Genomic DNA, 26,094 nt, shown 5'->3' with positions numbered 1-26,094 from the left:
TTTAAACAGCATTTAAGTATGTTTTTGACAACAGAAGAAATGAAAGACGTCCTTTACAGCTATCAGGCAGATGAAATAGCGGAAGGGGACGAACAAATTATTGACAACGGCATTCTGGCAGCCATATCTGAAGTAAAAGCCTACTTCACCGCTTCCAATCAAAAGAAATGGAATGACGGCCGGCCCAGGTACAACATTGATAAGATATTCGGAGTGACGGGTACGGAACGCGATCCGTTCGTTCTGCGTATGTGTAAAACCGTGGCGGCATGGAATATCTGCGAACTCTCGAATGTCGATATTATCTATGATCACGTCAAAGAACGGTACGATAACGTTATCAAAACACTTGAAAAGATTGCAGGTATCGGCGACTATGACAACTCATCGGTATTGACACCCGACCTGCCAACCATCCAACCTGGGCCGGATGAAGGTAACAGTATTCAAAAGCCTTTCCGTTACGGATCACGCGTTAAGTTCAGACACGAATAACATTATGAAAACAAAAGAAAAAAAACTCACACAGGAGCAAGTTACAGCTATTTTAAGCAGAGCGCATAGCATAGGGCTTGAAAGAGTCGAACGCCTTTACAAAGAGAAGCAAGAACAAAGCAAAACGGCGAACCATGCACCGACGCTGGCTCCCCGAATCACACAAAAGTCAATATCGCAAACGCGGCGTGATATACAGGACTGGAAATGGAGCAAGCAACTGGCGACTTCACCGACCGAACCTAAAGTATACCTTTTACAGGACGTATTCAATGATATCGCCGGCGACGCTTTATTATCCTCACAAATGAATAACAGGCGGGAACAAACCATTTCCGCCCCTTCAGAGATGATAACGCCTGACGATAAAAAGGATGAAAAGTTAACGAAAATAATTCATGAAATCCCCGTGTTTACTGATGTCTTGGGGCACATATGGGACAGTGAATGGTATGGTGGCTCAGTAGTCGAGCAATCGGTTGATAAAGGCGTAAAAAAGGCGACTTTGATTAACCGACGCAATACCGTACCGGCAACCGGCCGGTTTTATCCCGACACGTCAATGAACAATTATATCGAATACCGTGATACAAAAGAGTTCGGAAAATGGATACTCGAATTCAACTCCGACCACATCGGCCTGTTGGATAAGCTTGTTCCATACGCTTTATTTAAAAAATTCGCCCTCAGTTGTTGGTCGGAGTTGTGCGAAATATACGGCATCCCGCCGCGTGTAATGAAAACAGAAACGCGCGATCCAGAAATGCTCGACAGAGCCGAAGCCATGATGCGTGACGTAGGCGCGTCCGCCTGGTTTATCATCGACAATACCGAAGACTTTGATTTCGCAAAAGGAGTTAACACGAATGGTGATGTTTTCAATAACCTGATTAATCTTTGTAATAACGAAATCAGTATGTTTGTTTCAGGAGCCGTCATCGGCCAGGATACCAAAAACGGAAATGAAAGCAAGGAAAAAATAAGCATTGCTTTATTGGACCGTCTGGTAGATGCCGATAAGCGTATGACGGAAATGTATATGAACAGCATCGTTATACCATCATGGATCCGCATCGGATGGATTCCTCCAACAGCGTCACGTTTCCGCTTTCAAACGGTAGAAGACACTGATAAACTTTGGGCGTTTACAAAAGACTTACTACCCTACAAAGATGTAGACAATGATTTCATTGAAGAAAAATTCGGTATCAAAGTAAAAGATAAGCCGGCAAATTTTCAGTAGGTGCACCGGCAGTGTCATCACCGGATAAACTGTCACTGCACAAACTCTATGATTGTAAATGTCCTAATTGCGGAGGGCACATCGATTGTCTGTCGATTTCCGAAACAGAATATGAAGAATTGCAACGAGCCTTTAATAAAGCAGTGCGATGGATTTTCCGTAATAAGAAAACAGCCATTGAACCCGGCGATATAGATGTCAAGTCTGTAAAACCATTATTGGAAGTAATAAATTCCATTCTACAGGATGGTTTTAACCGTGGCATCGGGCAAGATGTCCCGGATGTCATGCGCCGAAAGCTTACGGAAAATGTATATATCTTTTCCGGAGCAAAAACGTATGCCGAATTAAAAGAACTCACCGGTTTACTACTTGACAAAAACGGCAATATAAAACCTTTCAGCAAGTTTTGGAAAGATACTCAGGAACTCTATCCGGAATACAACCGTACATACCTGGAAGCCGAATACATCTTTGCAACACAATCGGCGCAGATGGCCTCAAAATGGCAGGATATCGAACAGGATGGCGACCGGTATAACCTGCAATATCGGACGGCCGGTGATGACCGGGTACGCGAATCGCATCGGATGCTGCATAACATCACCCTTCCGCCATCCGATCCGTTTTGGTCGGAATACTATCCCCCTAATGGTTGGCGATGCCGGTGTACGGCCGTTCAGGTTCGAAAGTCGAAATACCCGGAATCGAATAGTGCCGATGCCATTCGCTTGGGAGCAAACGCCACCGAAGGGAATGATACGATATTCCGATTCAATCCCGGAAAGCAACAGGTTATATTTCCGGAACAACATCCTTATATAAAAACCCTTTCAAATGAAGAACGGGAAACGATTCAAAAGAATGCAAAAGCAATACAGGGAATATGAAAACGTATCATCGTTTATTTGCTCAATTGCTAAAGGATATCAAAGTGGAATTGGATGATGAATTCGATCGAAATTTTGAGCGTAAAGCCTTTTTTTCAACTTCATGGGAATCCGCTAAACGCAACAATACGGGATCGTTGATGATTCGCACCGGGGCACTGCGTAAATCGGTGAAATCCGAAATATCCGGGAAGAATTCCATTCAATGGACATCATCATTACCGTATGCCGACATCCATAACAGGGGCGGTAAGATTACGGTAACGCCGAAGATGAAAGGATTTTTTTGGTACCGTTACCGACTGGCCACCGGCGAGGCAAATACATACAGCATCCGGACACGCAAAAAAGTGAATAATGCTTCCACCCGGAGACTGAACGTTGATGCCGAGTTTTGGCGGGCGATGGCGCTCAAACCTGTCGGATCGGAAATAATTATTCCCAAACGTCAATTTATTGGCGATCATCCCGTCGTTCGGCAAAGAATTCAAAAGGTTACCGAAGAGTGGTTCCAAAACGACGTAAGAGCATTTACATACGACCAACTTAATAAATTGATAAAATGAAACAGGTTATTCAAAACATTCAGGACAAGCTAATGAATGAGGTTTCCACGTTGAAATACGTCGATCAGGATTGGGGGCAAATGGATTTTTATACCAAGCCGCCTGTGAAGTTCCCGTGCGCGCTTATCGACATCCAGGCTGCCCAATATTCCAATATCGGAGATTTCACCCAGCAGGGGGTGATAACGGTTGTTATCCGGTTATTCGACATGAAGTTGAGCAATAGCAGCAATGGTGCACCGGATAATCAGAAAGAGAACGCGCGGAAGATTTGGAGCCTTATTGAGGACGTAAATAAAGCCCTGCACGGACAAAATTTCTTGCAGGAAGGTTACGGCCTGCCAATACGTGAACAAATGCGCAGGACGAAGCGAGACGACGGTTGTTATCAAACTGAGCTGTATTATACTATTCAGTTCCGGGATGATACTTGCGCCGCAAGTCCGATACCGGTATCACCGGTGGCGCCGGATATAAAAACAGTAAGTATTTCGAAGTTGTAGAAATAAAAAAAGCCGTTGAATAAACGGCTTTTAAATTATATTTAAATGGGGCTTCCAAATTAGAAATAAATGGGATTAATCCACTCTCTTTGTTTCGACGACCATATTATTTTGGATATAAAACCATGCATTTTCAGTTACAGTTCCCCCAAGCGCATTTGCACCTTTATATTTACAACGTACAATCCAATATTTACCTGCAGGACTTACTTTAGTCCACTCGATAAATTTGACACTTGAAGCATCATGTGCATTTTCTTTGATATAGTCTTTCACAACCCGAACGGAACCAGTGATTTCGTCTTGCTGTGGTTTTTCGCCAGCTTCTTTTTGAATATTATCTCCACTATCAAAATCATATTTTGAATCTTTACAGTAGTTTTCAATCGAATAAAAACTCTTTTCTCCATTTTTTAGAAACTCAGACAAACAATTAGGATTTATATTTGAATAAGCCTCAACAACATTGTTTTGAGTGTATATTAATTTTAATTCACCCTTAAGTTTATTGTAGTTTATCTTCATTGGCATATCCGGATATTTGGGTGAGGAATCCCAAATCCATACGATTTCGATAACATCACAAGTGTCATTTCTAAGTTGTTTTTGGAGTTCGGTTAATTCAGTATCATTTCCAATCGAATTACCGTCTTGATTCATTTTCAACCTTCCTTTATCAATAGTTACAACACGCAAAGGAGGCATTTCATCTTGTGTTATCAGTGTTTCTTCTGAATCTTCTGATTTAGTATCATTTTTTGCTTGATAACAGCCCGAAAATAAAAATGCAGTAACAATAAGTAGAATAAACAGTTTAGCTTTCATATATTTATATATTTAAATTCCGGCAAAGTTAATAATTATTTATTAAACAATTTCAATTGTCTCGGATCATCTTTCAGACTTTGATTTTTGTCTTTCACATCAGTGTTCATATAACGCCAGAAAGTACGTTCGGACATCGGATATACAGGCATCACATTCCTTCTAAAAGCCTGCAACTTGCATTTGCTCTGGTTGCCCGGCTCATAGTTTTCTTCGACAATGCGCTGTACATTCTCAATGCGCTTCAGTAAATTTTCCTTTCTTGCCGTCATCGATAACTAATATCTAATACTTTTTTGAAGATTCGTTTTTTTACCATCTGCAAAACCTTTTAAATAGGCAGATTCATGTAGCTTTGTCTGCTTTATTGGTTTTGATTTTACATTCAGCTTTTCTGAAATATAATCCTCGATCAGTTCATCATGCCTAATGGCTACTGCTGTACATTCCTGAGATCGTATTTCCTGCAATTTTACGGATAGCCCAATAGAACAGCCCAATAAATATGACGTGATATATTTACGCTTGTACTTTTCAGTCAATCTTCCACCCTTAAAATACCTTTTATCCTGTTCATATTGTTTTTTGCCATTATAGAAGTAAACAGATTGCAGAGTATTGAAGAAGTCAATGACAGCCGTTGCATTGACTTTTGTGCCAAGTACAAAAACTTTGTAGGAACATCTGACTACCTTGCAGTAATTATACATGCACAATGTCATCAATAATCGTTCTTTCCATAACCGGCCATAAGGATTCTGAACGGAAATCAAATCACTTCTTTCTATCTCAATGGATGGTTTGCTATTATCAGTATCATCAGTATCATCAATATCCATCAATGAAAGATTATACTTTGTCAATAAATTATTCATCAATAATGCTGCGGCTTCAGACTCAGCAATAGAATTGACTTTTGCAGCACCCTCACTAAGTGCTTTCAGTTTCTTAATTTTATCCAATATTTTCTGTGTGGCTTCCATCATTATTTGCTTTATAATTAGCCTCCATTAAACAAACTTCATCATATATCTCTGTCCACATAGGTAATCCGCCCACTTGTCTATCATCAATATAAAGATGTGCATGTACTTTACGAGCATTAGAGCCATAAATCCGGCTTTGCCCCGGCAGGTTATCATTAATCCGGTCAAAAGGAATATCCTTTTCAAGTAACCAATTAACCATTTTCGTTTGTTGTTCACCTTCCCTGCACGTCCAAATAATCAAGGTGTGTCCATCCTTTTTCAATCTTTTCATTGTTTCGATTGCATAGGGTACCGGTGATCCTATTCCGGGCCATTTGCCGGAATGCAATGTTTCATCAAAGTCTATAGCTATAATCATTCAGTTACGTTATTAAATATTGGGGATTCATATCTAAATTTTATGCCTTCCATATCTTGCCGGAATCTTCTAAAAAGTAACTTTCCCTGATATCGAAGAGTGTATATACCAACGCCGTAATGTCTCACATGTTCATATTTAGCAGCTATATCTTCGTCCTTTATATCTCCTGTGATACCGTGATACTTAATAGCCGCTTCTAAAATTTTCAACTCGTTTTTACATCTCGCATTTTCAATCAATGAAGAGAAATCTACTTCTTTTTTTGCTATACCTTTTCCCATTATTGTTTTCGTTTTAATTGTTTTTCTAATCTTTCGAATTGTTTTCCAATCCGTTCCGGCGTCATGTTACCGCCTTTGTCATAATTCGAATCATGAACTCGCAACGATAAATTTGCACCGGCCAAGCATCTGTCATTGAAATAATCCCAAAACCACTTCATAACTTTTGGCATGTCCAGGGATTCGTATAATTCACCAAACTCTCCGTTTTTAGCTTTTCTAAAAATCACATGTATGTCGGCAATCGTCATCGAATAATATCGTGATACAACTTCCTGAGCAATCGCGTCGATCTGCTTTTCCGTCAAAGGCCGCTTAAGGTTTACCAGTTCACAGAGTTCAACCAGATAAAGCTTAATAATTGCTTCGACTTTTTGCGAACCGTGATCCTTCCTGATTACGGCAATAGATGGGAATTGTTCCTTATTCGATTCTGATAACACCAGGGCATCATCTACGTTCCTAATTTCCATCAACTGCCGGTTAAGGATATCAGGACTGTAAATCTCTAAGTAATTTTTCTTTGTAGCTATTACTAATGCTTGATTGTCCTTTGCCATTGCTTTGTTTGATGCTCGAAACTATTTCGTTAAACTTCTTATTGATTACCGGAATGCTGAAGGCGTTCTTTCGGTACCAATCCGGCAACTTTTCCAACAACAATCCAAACGTGATTACAACCATTTCATCTGTTGCCGGAAAGTTTACAATTGATTCAACTTTGGCTATAAGTTCCTTCAATGCTTTTGCATCCTGCCCGGAAAAAGAATAGGTCAATCCGGTTTCATTAGCATAAAAACGGAAAAAATGAGCCTTACATTCGTTAAAAATGCTCTCTTTTTTCTCCTTTGATGCCGGCACGTATTCCACGCCTAAAGAGGTAGCAAGCGCGGAGCGTAATTGCTCCTTGCTTGCTTTGGAATTATTCAATATCCGGCACATCTCTTCATAATCCATCATTGTCGTTTATTTGACTGTTAAACAAACCTCTTTTTCCATCATCAAATGTAAAAAGCAAATATGCTAAATATTGCGAACTCCAATCCATGCGTTTGTTTTTATACATTTTGCGAATTAACTCCCGACATTCATTAGCTGAGTACCCCGTATCAAGGCGAGCGATATGTTCGTTTATACTTTCCAGTTTAATACGTTTAATCGAAAGCAACACGGCACGTCCCCGGAATATATCGTTCAGATAGATATCATATCCCATTCCGATGGTATATTTTCTGTCATTCCACAGTCGTATTGAAGTGAATGCTTTTCCGTTAAGCTTACTATTCCAATTATATGAAAAGTTTAAACGGTAGTCTATCCATCTATTCAGCCGGAATACTTCTTTGCGTGCCTCTTCTTTTAGTATGAAAGTATTGACCTTTTCACCGGTGAATCCGTTTGAATTCTCCGATTTTCGCCAACGTAACACACACCAGATTGTGCCGTCACGCTCAAAAGTATATTCCGGCTGTTGATTCATGCTTCCTGTTCTTCTTTTTTCAACTCAATGAAAAACGTTTCATCTTGCACCACAGAGATACCGCATTTTGAAAAATTCGCAGAAACTTCATCCGATTCACGATCGGCAAGTAACTTATCTTTTGCAGGTTCTTCACTTACGCGTACGTATTCCGGCATAAATTCCTTTAAAAGATTTAATACAGCCCCCCAGGTGAAACCTTTGAGGGTTTTCAATTTAGGTGTACCCGTCCGGAACCCGAACATTCCATGCGATCCTTCCATCGATTTCTTCTTTGAGAAAAGATCATCTTTGTGTTCAACCGCAAATGCCTGAATGATTTCGAAGGACTTATCCTTTTGCTCTGTCAATCTCGATACTTCATCTGCATTCCGCTCTCGGATTTTCGTAATCTGCACATCCATTTGCGCATTAATCTTTTGCAGCTTTGCGTCGGAAGTTGCATACTCGGCAAATGCCGTTTCCATTTGTTCACTCGATACACCGGTGTGTATCACTTTTTTTACTCTTTTTGCCATAGAATCATCATTTAATTTGTTTTCAATTTTTTGACCTTAATTTTTAATTCGACTTTATATTCTTTACCTTCTTCATAAGTTATTATACTTGATACTTTTTCATAGTATTCATTGCTCTCTAACCATAATTGGAGAAATGCTCTCATTCCTATTGCAATCCCTTCTTTAACTTTCATAACCAGGCATATTTTGAATAGTAAAAACCCCGTATTTCTTATCTTTCCGTTCCCCGGCAAGGCAGGGAATCAAATTACAATCAACTTTATCATTTCGTACCCACCAGCACTTATTGCACGTATATTTATTCATTTTTTTTGCCTCGAATGTCGTTGCGATTCCGTCAATGTTTACCGTGTTCTGATCTGCACTTACCTCTATTTCCATATCCATAAAATCAATTTTGATTCTCTTTGCGCAATGCCGGCCATATAAGGCCCCGTTTCAATTCCGTCCATTCTTTCGTGTTTTTAGTGCCGAAAGTTCTGTACAAAGCCTTTAGCTTATTTAAGGGGATATTGTTGAAATTAGTGACCTTTGCAGCATGGCAGGCAACGGACTTGACATATTGCATGGTGGGCTTTTCTTTATTATCCTTCAGAAAGGAGAATAATACAGCAATTAGCCGTTTCCGGGCAATATTCAGTTCTTCCGTCGATTTCCGGATTAGTTCCTGCTTCATTTGCCGATACTCAGATGGATAGTTGGTATACAGTTCCGAAAGGCTTGCCGTCCGACCACAAGAGTATTCCATAATGATCCCCTCACGGATCACCTTTTCATAGTCTTTATTAAAACCTTCCATGTTCTTCACACAGAGGAAAAACCATGCATGTAATTTTGTTGTTTTAGTTTCCATATTGTGAATCTTTAGTAATTGTCTTTCCCAACCAATTCGGCATGTACCCTTTTCGTTTTTCCGGTTAATCCGGATATATTCCGCAATTCCCTCGACCAATCCCTAAGCATTGTAAATGCTTTGCCACCACTCACATATCCGTTCCTTTCCAAATCATTGATTATTTCCTGAATAAATAATCTGTCGTTAATGTAATCTTGAATCTGCATCATTTTTTAAATATTAAATAATTGAACCATGATATATTTCACTTTTTTCTTCATCAATCACAATTTCACCACCAGGTGAAAATCGTGAGGTAACGAAAGCTTTCAACCCCTGAACATGGAAGATTACTTTCGACATCTTCTTTGCCATCCGTGCAATAGCCGGATAAGCTTCTTTCCTTTCTTCGTGAGCCACGAAAATGATCAGCTTGGACGGCAGTGCATCTACAAGCTTTCTTTTTATTTCCGATGGTTTTATTTCGTCGGAATACATTGTGAGGTTGTCGATCACTATGATATTGGCCGATCGCTGCTTTTTGAATTTGTCTATGATTTCATCTATAGATAAATACTCATCCCATAAGATATCGTCTGCCGTGGTAATCTCGGCACGCCTGATGGCGCCGGTGAAACTATCATCCAAACCCTCTTCAGCGGATATATAGGCAACGCGCTCATGCTTGGCGATCTCTTTTGCCAACTTCAATGCAAACCACGTTTTACCGTTCTTTTCGTAACCGTAGATAATCCAACATCCCTTGCGTTCTGCATTTCCGATAACCGATTGGAACACCGGATCAGAAAAATAAACCAACGCGTTTTTTTTCTTTTGAAACAGGTCTGATGTTGTCTTACTCCGAGACATATACCTTTATGCGTTATGCAGTAACAGCAGCGATTCGGCACGCCTTAACCCCGAAACGGCACCATTGATGTTTACCAGGCTTTTCTTCACCAATTCGTTCAACATGCTTTTGTCTTTTATATTGGCGGAAAGAACATCGCGAATCAGTTTGTCGTAAAAAGCGTATTTCTCGTTTTTCTCGACCGGGACAATTGAACTGAAGTTCTCGGAAAAGCGGGAAAACAGTTCCGCATAATAATCCTTATCCTTCGATACGCCTGTGCTGATCTTATTGCGCAGTGCGTTGGCCCCTATCATATACCAACCGACCAGCCCTTCGGTTGCATTCCAATATTCTTGAACCAACCCCAGTGCATCCTTATCCAAAGCGCCGGCTTCATCAATGATGATTACCGGGCTTTCCAACATGGATAAGTAGTATTTTGTATTTTCTTTGATATCTACGAATTTTCCTTTGACTTCAACCCCAACAATACGAGCCAAAGCTTTGATAAACTCGTTTTTTTTCTTCGATTGCGTACAATCGACATAAAAGCAGTTTTTCAGCTTTTTAGAAAGATATTTAGCCGTAAAAGTCTTGCCTATACCGCAATTATCCACAAAAATCCGGCTTTTCGAATACTGTTTGCAGAACATCACCTCTTCGCGTATCTGAAGGAACACATCCGTTTCGACGATATTCCATTTTCGCGTATTGGTTGTAATCCCCATTTCCCGGCCAAGCCTTAACCATGTTGTATTAGGCAGCAGCTTTTCCCGTTCGCCGTTTTTTAGCCTGTTGAATACCGACGGATTGATATCCATCGAGCGTGCAAAAGCAGTATCGGAACCACCAAAATTATCACGCAGCGTTAATAGTTCGGAAACTACCTTGTCTTTGAATGAATTTGTTATTTCCATATCTAAAATGTATTTAATAATGAGCGTTTAAATGACGTTTGATTGTTATTTAAAACGATGCCGTTCTCCGGTTCATCGTTTACACTTTCCAGTACTTTTGCCGGATTGGGATTAGGCACATAGCCGGCGGGCGAATAGCCGTTCGGATCGACAATTTTGAATGAATTTCCAATGGTTACCGGTCGATTGTCTATAATCGTCAGTTTGTCCAATTCATTTTTCTGTCTTCTACCAAAGCTTTCGATAGTATTGACATATTTGGACATTAGTTCCCGGTTCAGTAAATCTTCTTTGGTTTGTTCTATTCGTGCACGTTGGTATCCCGGTTGCGGAATGGCTTCACAAACAAACCGCCCGTCAATATAAATGTGCGCTTTCAATACGGCCCCGAAATTATCATCCAACCAGTAAATATTTACATTTCTTCCTTCTACTTGCTGCATCATCTTGATCAGTTTGTCTCCGGTACAGATCACACCATCCATTCCCAAAAGAAATTTATCGTTTCTAAAGCGGACAATACCGGTATTTACGGATGATTCTTCTTTGAATCCCAGATAAGGAAGTATTCCGTGATAATTGATAGGACGAAGGTTGGGGTTTTGCATCGCCAGAAAGACATCCCATCGCGACAGGCCTTTTATTTTACTGTGTTCGGTATTGTTCCAGCTCTGAATGTCGTTCAAGCAACCTTTTACAATCTCATCGAAAGGAACGATTGTCTTTTTATCTGTACGTGCCTGGTTAGATTCGTTCAGGGCGAATGGCCGCGCCAACCAACCTTCCCGCTTTTTTTCGTATTGATACCTCAAAGGCCTGTAATATTGTTCTATCCGTTTGCCTCGTGCATTGTTCGCCTCAATCCTTACAAACTGGAACATATTACCTTCCTTAAGGAATGTGTCGGTAAAGCTGGCGTTCAGGTTCAATTCGCCTTCGAGTTCCGCCGGAAGGCTAAGCCCCCACATGGCATAGTTCCGCACCATCTGACGGTAAAATTCCTGTATAATTCCTTTCTTTGACGTTCCGTACACCCAGCACGTGAATGCTTCACTACCCAAGTCGATTCCATTATAAAACCACATCCTTTTGCCGTCCTCGTATTCAAAAACTGGATTCCGGTCATCTACTGAAATGATTGATCCAGCAAATTGGGGTTGCAATAATTTGTGATAAGGTTTGAACATAGCCATATATCGTTGACGGTCACCGCTACGTGCGAGATAGTTTCCTATTTTGTTTTCCCATTTAGATAAATGATTGTAAACTGTCGCCGGACTCAACTTTTTGAAGTCTTTCGGGTTATACACCTCACCGGTTGTTTCGTTGATTACTTGTACGTAACCCGCTAAAAAGCCATCGTAAGTTTGCGCTACTTCAGCGTACGTTGGTTTATGTTCCATTTTTCCGAACATATTATTAAGTAGATCAAGATGTTCATCATCTACCTTAAGCGCATTTACTTGCCGATGTCCTTTATGGATAAGGAAGCCATATCCTTCTTTTTGGTACCCATTGTATTTATCACGTAAACGTCGTTCATTATCCGGGAGATCATGACCAACGACTTCTTTGAACCGTTTGCATTCGGTATTGATAATTGTCCATATAGGTCTCACCTCGCCTTTCATTTCTTTCCGTAATTTTCGGCGAAGGCTGTAAATTTTTCCGCACGTATTCAATACGGAAGCATTAATCGTGTATTCATCGATTTTGTCGCGATCTAATCCGAATTGGTCTTCAAATTTGTATGTTGAATAAAAGTAAAATGCATCCATATCCCGGATATAGTATTTTTCAAAAAGTGTCTGTAAGGCTTGTTTTTCAGCCTTACCCCATATATTGACAATTGCTGCTTGCCATTTATGAGGCAAACTGTCAAAGGAAACCAACATTGGGGTATTTGGTGCCTGAGGCCTTATTCGTATTATTTGTTCACGCTCGATTCTCCTTTGAAATCCACGTTCACCAATCAGGCATAAACTATCCGGATGAGCGTTTTTGCCGCTGAACAAGAAGCGGCCTTGTACGCCTAATTTGTTTTCGTAATATTCGTATGGACTTTCTTTTTGCATAATTATTAGCGCTCCTATATAACCTTTAGGAAAACATTTTTTCTAATTCATCGTAGCTACTAATGATGCCATCGTAAATTTTATACATTAGTTCAGGTTCCTCAGACGAAAACTGAAGGACATAAACAACTTTTCCGGCTCCCTTCATCCAACCGGCCTCAGTATGTGCTGATCTTCCACAAGGAAGAACCATAATACAGATGTTTGCCCATTCCATCGCGTTAAAATCTGATTTAAATCCAGAAACAGCTAAGGGATGATTTAATGCTTCTCGATATTGTTTTGTATTCCAATTTTGCCAATTTTTATCTATCCATGCCCACGAAAAACCGGTGCGACCCGATGGATTTTTAAAATCATAGACCTCATGTCCCCAACGCTGAAGGGCTTGGACAACGATATTCTGAATCTCATTTCTCCAACTACTGGCTACGTAAATTTTACACATATCTTATTGGTTTAAAGCTGATCGTTGTATATTTCAAACTCAGGGACTTCATCACCAAAAAAATTGGGAAATGCCTTTACAAGTTTCCGCTTATTACCATTGTCCGCCTTATAGAAAAGTTCGGCCAGTGCCATATTGAAAGAACCTTCACCGGTTCTTGTGCCATTTCGCATTTGCATGAACACGCTCTCTCTTTTAGTTTCAGTTTTCATAATTCATCTATTTAAAATTACGTTTCAAATTATCCATTGTCCCTTTCCGGTCTGCATGAATCAGTATCAAGGTAGATGCCGCAAACCAAGCAAATCCAACCATTACCGCCCAAAACGGCGATCGTTCCGCATCAACGCATAGTCCGAAGATGCTCAAACTCCAATTAAATAGAATGATCTTTGCTTTCATGCTGTTATCAATGTTTTTCGTTCGATTATTTCCAATGCGTCAATAGCATCTTTCACTATACTTTGCGCGAGCTCTGTGTTTCGCTCACGATCTCCTTTTAATACCCTCCGAACGTAATCGTCAGAGCATTTGTATTTCCGGGCCAATGCCGCAACTTTCAAATCTTTAATTTCTGTACTTGTAAAAATTTTTGTCGCCATATTCAAGACTATTTATTGTATTATTTATACCTTTGTCAAAAACAACACGACAAATATCACACAATTTGGGAAATTATCCAAATAAAATCGATATTATTTTCACAAAATGGGAAATAAAATAAATAAGTCGCAAATATTAGATAGGCTAAAAGAAGCTTATAATTTAGCTGGAAACTCAGAATTAGCCCGTTTTTTAGGCGTTGCGCCCAATACGATTACTAATTGGTATAAAAGGAATAGTATCGATTATGATTTAGTTTTCACAAAATGTGTAGATATAGACCTGACTTGGCTGATAACTGGCAAAGAATCAAAATTAGCAAAAGAAAAAACGTCTTCTTTGCTTTTTCCTGAAAACACAAAAACAAACGAAACCACGAAAGAACTGATTAATAAAATATGTGATCTATCGGCTGAAAATGCCATACTAAAGAAGGAAAATGAAGAATTAAGAGAGTTACACAAAAAAACAGGCAGAAAAACTAATATATCTATACCTATGGTTGCTGAGCAGAAAATAGATTATGTAAAAGAGCAGAATAAAAAATAATAATATCCCTTTATTTCATCCTTTTCAATACGCGCACACGTTTTTCTATAGCAGAATCAATTAGATTTACACATATTCAACTATCTATCAACAATATAATGCAAACCAATCACAAAACACCATATAGAATAAAGGGTATAACTCGCGCAAAAAAGGCTGTTTTTTGGTTGTTTTTTTGGATTATGGGGGGGTAACTCGCGCTTCCAAAAAGCAGATTTTGTTCGCCTGTTGTTCGCCTGTTTGTTCGCCTGTCGTATTTTTCAAGTCTTGTTTATCCAACATACGATATTTTGGTATTATGTCTTTTAAATCCCATTAAAAAGGCCTTAAATGCTTTTTACAATCAGTTATTTAGCCATTTTATCACCCGGATACAAAAAAAGGTGCCTTTCAGCACCCGTTTTACATCCATAATCACCATTCAATCCACATAAAATGTACAATTCATTTTTCACGGTATGCACATCCTATTTGCTCTAAAACTCTTTATACATAACGGTTTTCGCTCTTTTTCGTGGGGATAAGAAATGCACTTTTTATTCTTTACCCCTTAAATGTCGTTCAAAGCGACGCCCCGGGTTCATAAAAAGTGCATTTTAGAATCTGTTTAAATTTGACTGAACCCGAATTAGAATCATTGGGGCGCATTGTCAAAGCTTATTTGTCTTAAAAAGATACAGTTTGTTTAAGAGCATTGACTTGTGCTTCATACTTCTGAGGATTAGCTTCTTTCAATTTACGAATATTCAACAACTTCCATCTTATAGCCGGGAATTTACCGTAATCAACCGTTGTCCAATCCGGCTCCCCTTTAGAAAACGCTAATAAGAATTCTTTGTCCTCTTTTGTTAGCGAATCATTGATTGTTTTAATCAGAATTTCCCTCGTATTTGCATACTCCTCATAGCCGAATGTATAATCTGTCATTCCTTCGAACTGACTTTTAAACACCGCCGATTGATCTACAAGATGAGGTCTTAACAATTCATGTATTGGGCGTTTACCACATAAAAGAAAAAACAGAAAACCTTCCTTTATATCTGTTGTAAAACCGATTTCATCCATTAGATTTTTCACATCAAACAGATCACGAGGATGCTGCCTGTCCAATGCCGCATTAATCTTCCCGCCCCATAGCTGTTTCGGAGAGACTGTTCTTACTTCACAAAACTTATCGAAAGTTTCTTGCGCTTTGTCACAGAGTACAACGGTCTCTGTTGCGGCAATTATTCCACGATTGATTTGGTTTACTTCTATTTTAACTATTGCATCCGGTATCGTGCAGATAAGCTTTAGTTCTTCTTCTGCTCTAATAGGATCCGAAAAACGGATGGCTGGTATCTGTCTTCTCAACCGTTCTTTTATTCTTTCAAGAGCTGAACGAATATTCTGTAAATCCAAATCTCGATTTTCACTAACCGGAACATAGGTAAGATCTATATCAACCGACAAGCGAGGCATATTCAAGTAAAACAGATTTATTGCTGTACCTCCATGAAGAGCAAACACATCCTCTTTTGCGACTTCCGGCAATATATCCAATAAGAAAGATATTTGTTTTTTATATAATTCTTTCATTATGCCAATTCTTCAGGTAAAACTAATTTATATTTTGCCACTAATACGCCATTATCCACAAGGCTTCTGTTTCCAGAACCAATATCTATTGTTGTTTGGTCTATGTATTTGAACCAGCTATGCCCGGCACGCTCCGCAAAATAGAGAAAAAGCCTCTTTGCTTTTATAGATTTACATTCTTCCAATATTTCCTGTACCGATTTAGGCCGTAAAGTTGATAACCCCTCCATTAGCTCATAAGCTTCTGTCAATGAGAATTCATTTGGGCATAACGACAAACACTCGATCATTGCTCGTGCAGGACTTGATATTTTCATTCCTAATTCCGCACTTTGGTAATCGACTAATCCAATAGCATCATTTTTGAAGAGAGATAATTTGAATACGTTATACTCCTCATCCCATTTATTATCTGTAAACCAAGGCGGTAATTTTGTTCGACCGAGAGCAAATAATGTCACCTCCTGCGAAGTAAGTTGCAGATAATGAGAAGATCCCTGTAACTCTAATGCAGAGCGACCTCCATAATGGATATTTATTTTAGCCTGAAATTGCAATGCTAAAAGAGCCCCCGATAATAAAAGAGGATCGCCTGACTTCAACATCGCTCCTTTGCCAATAGACCTCAACCAACCGCTTTTCCTATATTGCTGTTGCAGTTCATAGGAATATCCTTCCGAAACAAGCCAAGAGGAGAGCAATACAAGTCCTTTAGGATATTCTTGCACCATTTTCCCCAATTTAGAGTAGTTTATTTTCGTTTCCTTAACCATATTTTGAATATAAAATACAGCGCAAAAATAAATTCTTTTATTCAAACAGGCAAATTTATAAGTTTAAAATTGTAACCATAATCATATTTTCGATATAAATATAACTACAATTATAAACAAAGAAACCATATAAAAATTCAGTTACCGAGGAATTATCACTCTTGCCAAAGGCATAGAACCGAACGACGCAGGTTAAAGGCAGGCGACTTTACGAATTTGTTCTAATCGTTTAGCCAGTGTTTTATCCTGACTTGCCCGTTGCAGGTTATAATCCGTTTGCATACGTACGAGTACCCCCGCATTCACCCCGAGAGATGCCTCCAAAAGCAATGCCAGATCGGCAGAAACCGGACGTTTTCCATTCAGCACTTCATTAAATGCCGTGTAAGGCACCCCCAATTTATCACCCTTCAGTTTTTCGTAATTCAACGCACGATACCCAAAGAGATCCTCTATTTGTAAGGCAGCGTCCAATGCCTTTAGACATTTCAGATAACCTTAGAATACTCATCATACGCTTCATGGTTGATTAGTTTTTTGATTCTAAATAGCCTGTCAATTCATTGATCACATATAGAGGTAAATTAGTCAACCATGTTTCTTCTCTGAAATCTGACATGGAAGTTCGTATCGCCATTTTGGATTTATTCTTTTCGGCAAAAGCCCGTAAGCTTTTTGCCTGAAGGTTTTCGGCTGCTTTTACTTCTATCGGAACAATCTCATTTTTGTACTGTATAAGTAAATCTATTTCTCCATTCGATTTTTCTGATGACCAATAGAAGATTGAGATTTCCGCATCTGTAACCAATTGTTGCAAAACATATTGTTCGGTCAAAGCTCCTTTGAACTCGCTAAAAATCAGATTACCATCAAGCAAGGTCTTCACGTCAAGATTTGCCATCGCTCCCAGCAAGCCTATATCAAGCAGATATAGTTTAAATGCACCCATATCTTCATACGCCTTCAAAGGTAAGGCCGGTTTAGATATTCTATTGATTTTATGTATTAAACCACAATCCGTTAACCAAGCTAAAGCTAATTCAAATTCTTTGGCTCTGGCTCCTTGTTTTATCAAGCCATAGATAAATTTACGATTTTCTTTCGATAATTGTGCAGGTACGGAATTCCAAACCATACGGATGCGTGGAACAACATCTGCAGGAGCATGTTTTGAGAAATCCTGTTCGTATGAATTAAGGATGTGCTGCTGAATTTGCCGTATTTCGCTAAAATCCTGATTCATTGCATAGCTTGAAACAACTTCGGGCATTCCCCCCACATAGTAATATTGCTTCAATAGCTCTATATACTTTGTTTTAAAGGCGTTTATCATTACCCACTGTTGAGTCTGGATCAAATTGTTCAAATCGTGTTCTCCCAATGCTTCTAAAAATTCGGTAAAACTTAGAGGATATAAATCTAAGAATTCAACTTTACCTACCGGAAAAGATGTATTCTCATGTAACGCGATTCCCAGTAATGAACCTGCTGCTATAATATGGTACTCGGGAGCATTTTCTCTAAAATATTTCAATGAGGTTAAAGCTCTCTCAGCTTCTTGAATTTCATCAAATATAATTAGCGTTTTGTTTGGCTCCGGCTTTATTCCTGTCGCGATCTGTATAGCCAATAAAATACGTGGTATATCGAAATCATTTAAAAACAATGTTTTTAGCTGCTGATTGTCTTCAAAATTGACATAGGCGAAATTTTCATATTCGGTTTTGGCAAATTCTTTCATCAACCAAGTTTTACCAACTTGACGAGCACCTCTTATAATAAGAGGTTTTCGTGTATTTCTTTGTTTCCATTTCTGTAAGAAACTTAATGCTATTCTTCTCATATATTTGGTTATTTCTTTCTACTTTACATTCTCACCCCGCTACTTTATGTGCAAATATACACTTTTACCCTACGACTTTATGCAAATCAATACACTTTTTGCATCTCAAACTGTTTTTTTCCGGTTTTACTTCTGTTATTTATTATTTAAAAACAGTTTTCAAGGAATTCTTGACAACTGCACATTGTTCCATTCAACCAGCAAACCGTCATGTGGACACAAAGGCTGTAATTCTGCACGGCTAGCAACCGAGTACGTGATATCTATAATAGGAGAAATAATGGTAAGTACATGTTTTGCCGTACCAATAAGTCGTTGTCTACCGCGGTACGAATCCGAATTCCGTTGGAAAGAAACGGGATTATCCTTTCAGGTGCAGTTTGTGAAGCTTGATTATGCTGCACAGCAAGAGATACGTACGAGTACCCCCGCATTCACCCCGAGAGATGCCTTCAAAAGCAAGAGTGAATTTATCGAATGATATCGTTGACGGAAGCTTCGCCTGTTACGATAAGTAAGGACGTTTGATGAAGATAAAATACAGAAAATATTACCGGGAATGCCGCTTTACGCAACATCCCCGGTAAGAATAGTGAAAGTTTAGTTTTCTATTTATTTGATAACTTTTGTCAGATCGATATACATTTTCTGCGTAGTTCCTCCTCCTAATATGATAGGAGAAGCTAACTTGTATGTAGTCCAATCTTGTTCTGAGGGATCAGAAGTTTTGAATATATGGGTAATAATCCGCCCGTCAGGCTTGATAGTACATTCCCCATCATTATTGAAATTAATTTCCTGCAATTTCGGAGTACCGTTTAACGTTCCATCCACTGTCAACTTATTATCATAATAGAAGTAATACGTTCTATTGGCCGGCCCCTTAAAGGTCGGATAAGCCGTAACGGCCACGTATTCTCCCGACACCGGTTCGCCGGTAGTCCAGTTCACGATGGTCACGGGCGATATTGCAAGCGCTTTGCCCGACAAGGTGAAGCAGTAACAATTGTTGCTGCCCAATGTACCGGACGTGCCGGCTCCGGTTATCTTTACCTCATGCTTATAGTTAATTGGCCGTTGAAGATCATTTCCGTTCGTACTGTACGCAACAAAAATATTACTTGGCGTAGTAGGCGTCGTATTCTCCGGCAGGATAAGCAGAAACTCCAGGGCTCCGGTTGCCCTTACGTTGTAAGGCGTATACGTCACTCCATTTATCACGACCTTTACAGTACTTTGATCAATATCGCTCCGGACAATATCCCCGAACTTGAAATTAATCATCGCCCGTTGGTGTTGCAACTCTACCGTCAATTTTTTGGCAATAGTAGGTAACGCGGGGTTTTTAGGCCTGTACAACTGATCCTGGGCGAGCAATTTAGTCGCATCAGACTGATCCACTGCCACAGTCGCATCCTTTGTAACGGGATAAAGCCACGCTTCTACATGGGGGCGGAAATAGTTGGGGAAATAGAGCTGTTTATCAGAATTCGGTTTCCAACTGCCGCCGGAATATACTCCCGCGTCAAATGATCCTGCGTCATATTGTGTTCCGTCGACTTGGCTTGATGCGTTTTTTCCATTAAATAAATGGAAATCCAACTTCCAAGAGCCTCTGGCTGTAATAAAATTGTTCCCGTGTGTGTAGGTCGGGTCATCAGCCGTATTCACGACATAAGTGATTTTCTCGACAACAGCCCGGGTAGTCGCTTGTGCTGAAGTTTCCACCGCGCCCAACCCCAATGCAATGCCGTCTATCTGCTGCATATCGTCGCCGATGCCGGGGTCGTCCGTGTTATTACATCCGGCGAGGCTCAACGCCAAAGCCAGGCATACTACATAAATATAATTCATATGTTTCATATGTTTGCTATTTAGATACAAGAGCCAAGAATCAAGACACAAGACATTTTTACTTATGCCTTTGTGTGAAAGTTTGACCTTTATGCTTGTCTCATATATTCTTATATGTATAAAATCTCAAATCTAATTTTCGAATACTTTAGTATTGTCCGAATAATAAGTCGCGTTATCGGTATTGGTGAATTTTACTTTATGGCGTATCAAGACCTCCGCTTTCAGATATCCTTCCGCTTTAACCTTGGCAGATACTTGTATCGGGCTTACAATATCAAATGTACGAGCGGCCCAGACCGATTGTTTCTGTCCGTTCAGATCGCTTTCCAGCAACCAGGAGATGGTGATCAACTGGGCAATAGTGCTTATATCGTATCTGCTGGATGTGCCATTGAATACAGGCAGTTGGAACGGCACGGCTACCCGGCCTTCTTCTTGTGTAAAACCGGCAATGGTGATGTTGGCGAGGAGGTCGTAGCCTTCGGGAGTAAGCGTTACCAGGTAATCGGTATTTTCCTGCAATACAATATTTGTCTTGTTGGGAATATAGATGACTCCCGTATAATCTTTCCGGGTGTCGTTTTCTGCGCCCACTTTGACCAAACCGATCTTTGTCCGCCCATCATCTTGTATTCTAGGGCCGAATTGGACACCTTTCGGCAATATCATTTTCGCGTTCAACGCTCCTTTGCCCACGCCCTCGGTACCATCACCGCTGTAGGCCCAGAAAGCGGCATCTTCCAGCGTGTTGTTTGCATCTTCATCGATGTTCGCTTTCAATTCAAGCAGCAGCGACTTAATGATCAATCCGTTGGCGTTCTGCCCTGCCAGACGGAACGTGATGTTACTGTGCTCATGATGGAACACCAGGGGCACCGGCTCGGCGGTCGGCATGATATTGTAGGTATTGGCCGTAGCCTTCAACCTGTCGGCCTGCCGGTAATCTTCATACTTGCGCTGGTCGGTTACTATTTGAAGCCTTCCCTGAGAGCCTTCGGCCGGCCAAAGGGCATCCAGCGTTTTAATATAAGTATTATCGGGAGGAAAATAGAAGCCGCCAGTAAATGTGCCGCTTCCGTACGTATACGTATAATTGTTTGCGGTTGCGTCCGTCCTGCTCGTGGTGATCTTGACGGTGATCTTATCGCCGTCCTCGAAAAACGGGTTGCTGCCGGCAGCGCGGGTAACGACTACCTCTTCATTTCTCTCCGCCACGGTCGGAAGGAGCGTTAGCTGCGCCTCCTGATCGGTTGTCACCGGATCGGTGATATCGTTCCGGCACGACGTGATAGAAGCCGCAACTCCCAATGCCATCAAAGCATATATCAATGTTCTTATCTTCATAATCGAATTATTTTTTTACATCCACATCCAAACGAGTTTCCCATATCAATGCCGGATACGTGGAAGGAGAACTTCCCACGCTGCCCCAATAAGTAGTCAGAGAGCTGTTGGCAACCGGCCACTCTCCGCTATATGAGGTCCATGCAGGCCATTGCACATCGAATTGTTTCACATTTGCATCATCTCCGTTCTTACGTGCTTTTGTATAACTATCCGTTATCGTTGTGGTAGTTCCGGGAGCCGGAGCCGCTACATTGGCAAAGCCTTTCGCCACTTCCTTCGACGCGGCTGGCACTACCGTTCCGTCTTTTACATACGCTACCGCAGTGGCGGTGGTATAACTGTCCGTTATCAACCCGCTTGCCAGCAAACCGGCGAAAGCGCCTGCCTGCACATTTGTGTATAGAGCCTTATCTGCTTCGGTTGCATTCACGGAAATTGTTCCGCCCGACACATACGAATCTTTTACCGCGCCCTTGTAGATAGCATCGTCGCCTACTTCTCCGGCAAGTCCCCCAACAATCACATTGTTCCCTTTCACCGTAATGGCGGGAGATGAAACTTTACTGCCTTCTATAGCGCTGACGCCGCCGGTAAATTCTTTCACCCTGTCGGCTACAAGCGCGTCGATAACCGATTGAGGCAAGCCTAAACCATTATAGTAGGCTAATTCAGCCGCTAATAGATTTTTTATTTCTTTATCTGTGAGCGCTTTATTGAGCTGTCCCACCAAAGCGCCTACTTTCAGCACATCGTTGGCGCCGGCCGCGGAGAAGTCGATATTGATAACCGGCGATTCCAGTTCGAGGTTTTTGATCAGGGAGTTTCCCGAAGCGCTGCCGAAGAGGCCTATATTTTGGTCACCGGTCAAGCCGCTCTGTTCAATTTTCAGGCCTTTCACTTTATGCCCTCCGCCGTCGTACGTTCCCGACAGGTTTACCGGCGTCCAATTTGCAACGTCTTTAAGATCGATATCGGTTACCTGATAACCGCCTCCGCCTGCCGCCTTCAATGTTGCGGCATCGTATATCAGATTATCCGAAGTAGGAATAAACAGCTCACCGGTATCGATATTATATCCGTAACGGTACACACGCCCTTCGTGAATGGCCACATCTTCGGGGAAGAACAAGGTCAGCTTATCGCTCTGCAGCAGGACTTCTCCCTTTTTGATGGTATTGTCGTTATGATTCTTATTGCTGCCGTGATGCGGATCGTTCGCATCGTCATTCCGCCAAATATAGGCGCTGAAACGCTGCACATACTGCCCGCTCGTTGCAGGGTCAGGTGCACTCCCGTAATTCTGTTCGATCACATCCACCCAATTTTCACGTTTATCGCCGGATGTCGCATCCTTAGGGTCTATGCTCGTTACCAGTTTCACCACGCCGTCGGTTTGAGTGGTCGCGCCCGGAAACAAATCGAGATGAGACGTCGTCAACACCACCTGTATCTTGGTGGTCTGTACGGGATAGAGCACCAGATTCACAAAAAATGCGTTGGTGGGGTTCACGTTTGCCTCCGCCCGGTAAGGGATATAAAACTGGTTCGAATAATTTCCTTCTGTGATCGGATATTTCTTCTCATCATTCTTCGTTTTAAACGTATAATCATTCGCAGCGGCGTTGTACGGATAAAACGCCACGATGGTCATCCGGTCGTAAATATAAATACCGCTTCCTTCCGAAGGATTGGCCGGCGCTATTTTTCCGTCACTCCCCACCGTGCATTTCAAATTACGCACATACGGTTTGGTAAGGTCATCCTTATCGTAATCGTCCTGATAATAGATATACAGGCTGATATCTTGTTTACCGAGATGATTTTGGCTTATCTGATCCCGATCAAGCTCCGCCAAGCGGGTGGCCGGTTGTGCGATATCGCCTATATACAGATTGAGCAGCGTGCCGTCCTTATCCGCCGGCTTCGGCTCCAAATTATCATCCGCACAACTATAAAGCGCCACGGCAAGTAATGCCGCGCACAGATATGTGATATATTTCATTGTTTTCTTCATACAATTTCAATTTTATATTATGGCTGTGTCGTTATCGCTATCGGCCAGGAAGATTTCTTGGTGTCTAATCCGAACGTCCACGTAGAAGCGGCTGTATTTAAATCACCTATCACACGTGTGCTTCGGATAACCGATGCCGCTAAATCGGCGCTTTTATCATCCGCGCCGTTAGCAGGGCTATTTCCAATCGCGACTTCGTTGCTGACGCCCTGGGCTTCCCTTGCCGTACCGGCCAGCCAGAAGCTGGTATTTACAATAGATGCAGCAGTTCCATCGACCGAGTTTCCGATAATACCGCCCAAATTCGTGGCGGATTTATTCAACATCCCCACATTCAGGGTGGCCTTGACAGCACCTACCCCGGAATTATTATTCTGACCTGCAATACCGCCCACCGTTGTTCCTCCGAGGACATTGCCTGTGTTCACGGCCGCCAGGATTGTTCCGCCGGCACCGTTAATTCCTACGATACCTCCCGCGATGAGTTGTCCGGAGGCCGGTTGGATATTCGCATCGTTCACCACCGCCTCTATGGTTCCGTTGTTGGTTTGGGCGATAGATCCTATGGCATCCGTGCCGGAACCTGTTATCAAGCCCGAAGCGATGCGGAAGTTCTTCAACATACCGTTATTTACCGTAAACAACCCGTTACCGTCGAGATTCAGATGAAGGATATCCTGCCCGTTGCCGTCAAATACCGCACCCGACGGGAAATCTTTTGGTTGAAGCTTAACGGAAGTATTGTTCAAATCGATCGAATGGACAAGTTTATATTTGAGATTCTGTCCCTTACTTGCATCGTTGATAAACAGCGCGAATTGCAACGGCGTGGATATCTCATAAACATCGCCGTTCTTCTTCGTGCCGTATTTTCCCAGATTGAGAACTTTAAGATCGGTACCCGAAGACTCAATGGATACTTCCTCCGCCAGCAATCCGTCGTTTGTATAGAGGTCGGCGGTAAGGGTTCCTGCCGTAGAAAGATCGGCAGGCAGCGTTACAAAATCAATCTGATTTTTACTGCCGGTATTATCCCATGTTCCCTGGCCGATATACTGATACACCTGGTTATCGGTATGCTTGTATTTCAGCACCAACTTCGTGATCTTTGTATTATCATTGAAAGTATAGTCGCTGCCGGTGCCCGAAGAGAGCGTTAACGGTTTCGGTACGTATCCCCATTCGGTAGATCCTCCTCTCGGAGTCCAATCCTTGAGTGTCAGTTTTATCTCTGTTATCTTCAACCGCTTGATCACAAAGGTAAGGTCGTAAGCAAGGCCGGGTTTCAATTTAAAATCAACTTTTGTCCCTCCTTTATCAGCCTGAGAGAATTTAAACGCTTTCAGGTCATCAGCCGATGCCGTATAATCATTGATCTTCAACTCAGATAATATTTGCCCTGTGTAAGTTGTCAGATTCGTACCGTTCGGTACCAAATAATACGTTTTTGGAGAAGTTGTTATACCCGAGAATGAAAAATCGGCGTTTGCGGCGCTTACCGCATTCCCGTATTCATTTCCTCCGGTAAATATATTATAGGTACCTCTGTCCACAATCTGTCCGGCTGTACGGGAGAATTTCATAGCTATACTTGTCGGAATTGTTGGCTGCACTCCAGTACTTGCGTCTTGATCCACTTCAATCTTCACATCCACCCGGGTCATCAGGTGTTTATAGGTGATGTATTTAATCGGGTTTTCTGAATTACCCGCTACCAAAGCCCCACCGGGAGTACCACCCACCGTCCAATTTCCATTAACATCCGATCCTTTACCGAATAAGATGTCATTCGCGACTGCCGTACCGGCGGTTAGAGTGATGTTCCCGCTTGCATCCGCCTGTCCTCCGGTATGGGAAAACAGATTGATATCTTTTTTACCCAGCGGATAATATACAGCGCCGTCCAGCTTATTTCTTCCCTCGTCGGTTGTGTTCTTAGCACCAATCGTTATCTCATGATTGGTGAAATACGTTTTCGGAGGGACATCGGTCGTACGAGCCGTAAGTTGGAACTTAACCCCGGCTGTACGGTACGCTTCAAGCGGATAACCACTGGTAATCAACTTTCCGTCCCCGAGGTCACCCGCATAGCCCAATGCACGGGTAAGTACCCCATTCAGCTCGACGGGCACATCGCCCTCGGCCAGCGGCTGTTCGGCAATCGGCTCGGGGGAGCAGGAAATGATCCATCCCAAAAGCAGCCATGCCGCCATATATTTATATATTTGTTTCAACATATTTTCGTTCC

The 26,094-nt window shown here is 41.5% G+C and carries 34 protein-coding genes; 6 read left to right on the top strand and 28 right to left on the bottom strand.

From position 1 onward, the window contains the following. Positions 1 to 18: 18 nt before the first annotated feature. The 5 genes from ABNK31_RS04880 to ABNK31_RS04860 are packed head-to-tail and all read left to right on the top strand — an operon-like array spanning position 19 to position 3,697. Positions 19 to 495: a hypothetical protein gene (locus ABNK31_RS04880; RefSeq protein WP_418894590.1), complete on the top strand. Its 477-nt coding sequence runs from the start codon at positions 19 to 21 to the stop codon at positions 493 to 495. A 4-nt stretch (positions 496 to 499) separates the two neighbouring features. Continuing rightward, positions 500 to 1,738 (top strand): phage portal protein family protein, encoded by a 1,239-nt coding sequence (locus tag ABNK31_RS04875; protein ID WP_418894589.1) that lies wholly within the window; start codon positions 500 to 502, stop codon positions 1,736 to 1,738. 11 nt (positions 1,739 to 1,749) lie between these two features. Further along, on the top strand, positions 1,750 to 2,628 hold the full coding sequence (locus ABNK31_RS04870) for a phage minor head protein (protein WP_418894588.1): 879 nt from the start codon (positions 1,750 to 1,752) through the stop codon (positions 2,626 to 2,628). Further along, positions 2,625 to 3,194, top strand: a complete 570-nt coding sequence (locus ABNK31_RS04865; RefSeq protein ID WP_418894587.1) for a phage morphogenesis protein — start codon at positions 2,625 to 2,627, stop codon at positions 3,192 to 3,194. The genes ABNK31_RS04870 and ABNK31_RS04865 overlap by 4 nt, the downstream gene beginning before the upstream one ends. Beyond that, positions 3,191 to 3,697: a hypothetical protein gene (locus ABNK31_RS04860; RefSeq protein ID WP_321579698.1), complete on the top strand. Its 507-nt coding sequence runs from the start codon at positions 3,191 to 3,193 to the stop codon at positions 3,695 to 3,697. Before ABNK31_RS04865 ends, ABNK31_RS04860 begins: the two co-directional genes overlap by 4 nt. 75 nt (positions 3,698 to 3,772) lie before the next feature. On the opposite strand, the gene ABNK31_RS04855 is transcribed toward ABNK31_RS04860, so the two are convergent. From ABNK31_RS04855 to ABNK31_RS04760, 20 genes are read right to left on the bottom strand one after another with little or no spacing between them, the layout of a single operon-like run. After that, positions 3,773 to 4,522: a hypothetical protein gene (locus ABNK31_RS04855; protein WP_418894586.1), complete on the bottom strand. Its 750-nt coding sequence runs from the start codon at positions 4,520 to 4,522 to the stop codon at positions 3,773 to 3,775. Between the two features lie 35 nt (positions 4,523 to 4,557). After that, positions 4,558 to 4,794 (bottom strand): hypothetical protein, encoded by a 237-nt coding sequence (locus ABNK31_RS04850; RefSeq protein WP_418894585.1) that lies wholly within the window; start codon positions 4,792 to 4,794, stop codon positions 4,558 to 4,560. Between the two features lie 6 nt (positions 4,795 to 4,800). After that, positions 4,801 to 5,508, bottom strand: coding sequence for a DUF2786 domain-containing protein (locus tag ABNK31_RS04845; RefSeq protein WP_418894584.1), 708 nt, complete (start codon positions 5,506 to 5,508; stop codon positions 4,801 to 4,803). Then, the gene (locus ABNK31_RS04840) at positions 5,477 to 5,869 is read right to left on the bottom strand and encodes a hypothetical protein (RefSeq protein ID WP_418894583.1); all 393 of its coding nucleotides are present in this window, start codon (positions 5,867 to 5,869) and stop codon (positions 5,477 to 5,479) included. The genes ABNK31_RS04845 and ABNK31_RS04840 overlap by 32 nt, the downstream gene beginning before the upstream one ends. Continuing rightward, positions 5,866 to 6,153, bottom strand: coding sequence for a hypothetical protein (locus tag ABNK31_RS04835; protein WP_418894582.1), 288 nt, complete (start codon positions 6,151 to 6,153; stop codon positions 5,866 to 5,868). Before ABNK31_RS04835 ends, ABNK31_RS04840 begins: the two co-directional genes overlap by 4 nt. Then, positions 6,153 to 6,713, bottom strand: coding sequence for a hypothetical protein (locus ABNK31_RS04830; protein ID WP_418894581.1), 561 nt, complete (start codon positions 6,711 to 6,713; stop codon positions 6,153 to 6,155). Before ABNK31_RS04830 ends, ABNK31_RS04835 begins: the two co-directional genes overlap by 1 nt. Then, a complete protein-coding gene (locus ABNK31_RS04825) occupies positions 6,646 to 7,113 on the bottom strand; it encodes a hypothetical protein (protein ID WP_418894580.1) in 468 nt (155 codons plus the stop codon). The genes ABNK31_RS04830 and ABNK31_RS04825 overlap by 68 nt, the downstream gene beginning before the upstream one ends. Continuing rightward, positions 7,100 to 7,633: an ASCH domain-containing protein gene (locus ABNK31_RS04820; RefSeq protein ID WP_418894579.1), complete on the bottom strand. Its 534-nt coding sequence runs from the start codon at positions 7,631 to 7,633 to the stop codon at positions 7,100 to 7,102. The genes ABNK31_RS04825 and ABNK31_RS04820 overlap by 14 nt, the downstream gene beginning before the upstream one ends. Further along, positions 7,630 to 8,151 (bottom strand): host-nuclease inhibitor Gam family protein, encoded by a 522-nt coding sequence (locus ABNK31_RS04815; RefSeq protein ID WP_418894578.1) that lies wholly within the window; start codon positions 8,149 to 8,151, stop codon positions 7,630 to 7,632. The genes ABNK31_RS04820 and ABNK31_RS04815 overlap by 4 nt, the downstream gene beginning before the upstream one ends. A gap of 11 nt (positions 8,152 to 8,162) precedes the next feature. After that, positions 8,163 to 8,327, bottom strand: coding sequence for a hypothetical protein (locus tag ABNK31_RS04810; protein WP_418894577.1), 165 nt, complete (start codon positions 8,325 to 8,327; stop codon positions 8,163 to 8,165). Then, positions 8,317 to 8,541: a hypothetical protein gene (locus tag ABNK31_RS04805; RefSeq protein ID WP_418894576.1), complete on the bottom strand. Its 225-nt coding sequence runs from the start codon at positions 8,539 to 8,541 to the stop codon at positions 8,317 to 8,319. The genes ABNK31_RS04810 and ABNK31_RS04805 overlap by 11 nt, the downstream gene beginning before the upstream one ends. Before the next feature lie 4 nt (positions 8,542 to 8,545). Next, complete coding sequence (locus ABNK31_RS04800) at positions 8,546 to 9,007, bottom strand: hypothetical protein (RefSeq protein WP_418894575.1); 462 nt, start codon at positions 9,005 to 9,007, stop codon at positions 8,546 to 8,548. Between the two features lie 11 nt (positions 9,008 to 9,018). Then, positions 9,019 to 9,219 carry a hypothetical protein gene (locus ABNK31_RS04795; protein ID WP_418894574.1) on the bottom strand — a complete coding sequence of 67 codons (201 nt, stop codon included), beginning with the start codon at positions 9,217 to 9,219 and terminating at the stop codon, positions 9,019 to 9,021. A 10-nt stretch (positions 9,220 to 9,229) separates the two neighbouring features. Continuing rightward, a complete protein-coding gene (locus ABNK31_RS04790; protein WP_418894573.1) occupies positions 9,230 to 9,859 on the bottom strand; it encodes a hypothetical protein in 630 nt (209 codons plus the stop codon). Positions 9,860 to 9,865: 6 nt separating this feature from the next. After that, entirely contained in the window at positions 9,866 to 10,759 is an 894-nt protein-coding gene (locus ABNK31_RS04785) for an AAA family ATPase (RefSeq protein ID WP_418894572.1), read from the bottom strand. A gap of 2 nt (positions 10,760 to 10,761) precedes the next feature. Continuing rightward, positions 10,762 to 12,834, bottom strand: a complete 2,073-nt coding sequence (locus ABNK31_RS04780) for a hypothetical protein (protein WP_321579696.1) — start codon at positions 12,832 to 12,834, stop codon at positions 10,762 to 10,764. Positions 12,835 to 12,859: 25 nt separating this feature from the next. Next, a complete protein-coding gene (locus ABNK31_RS04775; protein WP_418894571.1) occupies positions 12,860 to 13,282 on the bottom strand; it encodes a hypothetical protein in 423 nt (140 codons plus the stop codon). 11 nt (positions 13,283 to 13,293) lie between these two features. Then, positions 13,294 to 13,494: a hypothetical protein gene (locus ABNK31_RS04770; protein ID WP_418894570.1), complete on the bottom strand. Its 201-nt coding sequence runs from the start codon at positions 13,492 to 13,494 to the stop codon at positions 13,294 to 13,296. A 7-nt stretch (positions 13,495 to 13,501) separates the two neighbouring features. Then, positions 13,502 to 13,684, bottom strand: coding sequence for a hypothetical protein (locus ABNK31_RS04765; protein ID WP_418894569.1), 183 nt, complete (start codon positions 13,682 to 13,684; stop codon positions 13,502 to 13,504). Next, positions 13,681 to 13,884, bottom strand: coding sequence for a hypothetical protein (locus tag ABNK31_RS04760; RefSeq protein WP_418894568.1), 204 nt, complete (start codon positions 13,882 to 13,884; stop codon positions 13,681 to 13,683). Before ABNK31_RS04760 ends, ABNK31_RS04765 begins: the two co-directional genes overlap by 4 nt. A gap of 106 nt (positions 13,885 to 13,990) precedes the next feature. Here ABNK31_RS04760 and ABNK31_RS04755 point away from each other — a divergent pair, with 106 nt between their 5' ends. Then, on the top strand, positions 13,991 to 14,434 hold the full coding sequence (locus tag ABNK31_RS04755) for a helix-turn-helix domain-containing protein (protein WP_418894567.1): 444 nt from the start codon (positions 13,991 to 13,993) through the stop codon (positions 14,432 to 14,434). 666 nt (positions 14,435 to 15,100) lie between these two features. Here the strand turns inward: ABNK31_RS04755 and ABNK31_RS04750 are convergent. The 8 genes from ABNK31_RS04750 to ABNK31_RS04715 form a co-directional block, all read right to left on the bottom strand. Next, positions 15,101 to 16,012, bottom strand: a complete 912-nt coding sequence (locus ABNK31_RS04750) for a nucleotidyl transferase AbiEii/AbiGii toxin family protein (RefSeq protein ID WP_418894566.1) — start codon at positions 16,010 to 16,012, stop codon at positions 15,101 to 15,103. Further along, complete coding sequence (locus ABNK31_RS04745) at positions 16,012 to 16,830, bottom strand: type IV toxin-antitoxin system AbiEi family antitoxin domain-containing protein (protein ID WP_418894565.1); 819 nt, start codon at positions 16,828 to 16,830, stop codon at positions 16,012 to 16,014. Before ABNK31_RS04745 ends, ABNK31_RS04750 begins: the two co-directional genes overlap by 1 nt. A 147-nt stretch (positions 16,831 to 16,977) precedes the next feature. Next, positions 16,978 to 17,259, bottom strand: a complete 282-nt coding sequence (locus tag ABNK31_RS04740; RefSeq protein ID WP_418894564.1) for a helix-turn-helix transcriptional regulator — start codon at positions 17,257 to 17,259, stop codon at positions 16,978 to 16,980. A gap of 55 nt (positions 17,260 to 17,314) precedes the next feature. Next, a complete protein-coding gene (locus tag ABNK31_RS04735) occupies positions 17,315 to 18,628 on the bottom strand; it encodes an ATP-binding protein (protein WP_418894563.1) in 1,314 nt (437 codons plus the stop codon). Between the two features lie 612 nt (positions 18,629 to 19,240). Beyond that, positions 19,241 to 20,491 (bottom strand): hypothetical protein, encoded by a 1,251-nt coding sequence (locus ABNK31_RS04730; protein WP_418894562.1) that lies wholly within the window; start codon positions 20,489 to 20,491, stop codon positions 19,241 to 19,243. A gap of 123 nt (positions 20,492 to 20,614) precedes the next feature. Continuing rightward, positions 20,615 to 21,829 carry a fimbrillin family protein gene (locus ABNK31_RS04725; protein WP_418894561.1) on the bottom strand — a complete coding sequence of 405 codons (1,215 nt, stop codon included), beginning with the start codon at positions 21,827 to 21,829 and terminating at the stop codon, positions 20,615 to 20,617. Positions 21,830 to 21,836: 7 nt separating this feature from the next. Next, a complete protein-coding gene (locus ABNK31_RS04720) occupies positions 21,837 to 23,846 on the bottom strand; it encodes a hypothetical protein (protein ID WP_418894560.1) in 2,010 nt (669 codons plus the stop codon). 17 nt (positions 23,847 to 23,863) lie between these two features. Continuing rightward, complete coding sequence (locus tag ABNK31_RS04715; RefSeq protein WP_418894559.1) at positions 23,864 to 26,083, bottom strand: fimbrillin family protein; 2,220 nt, start codon at positions 26,081 to 26,083, stop codon at positions 23,864 to 23,866. Positions 26,084 to 26,094 lie beyond the last annotated feature (11 nt).

Origin of the sequence: Limibacterium fermenti, from assembly GCF_041902845.1 — a bacterium.
GTDB lineage: Bacteria > Bacteroidota > Bacteroidia > Bacteroidales > Dysgonomonadaceae > Limibacterium > Limibacterium fermenti.
Note: the sequence above shows the minus strand (reverse complement) of the source record. Positions and strands in the feature narration are given on the sequence as shown.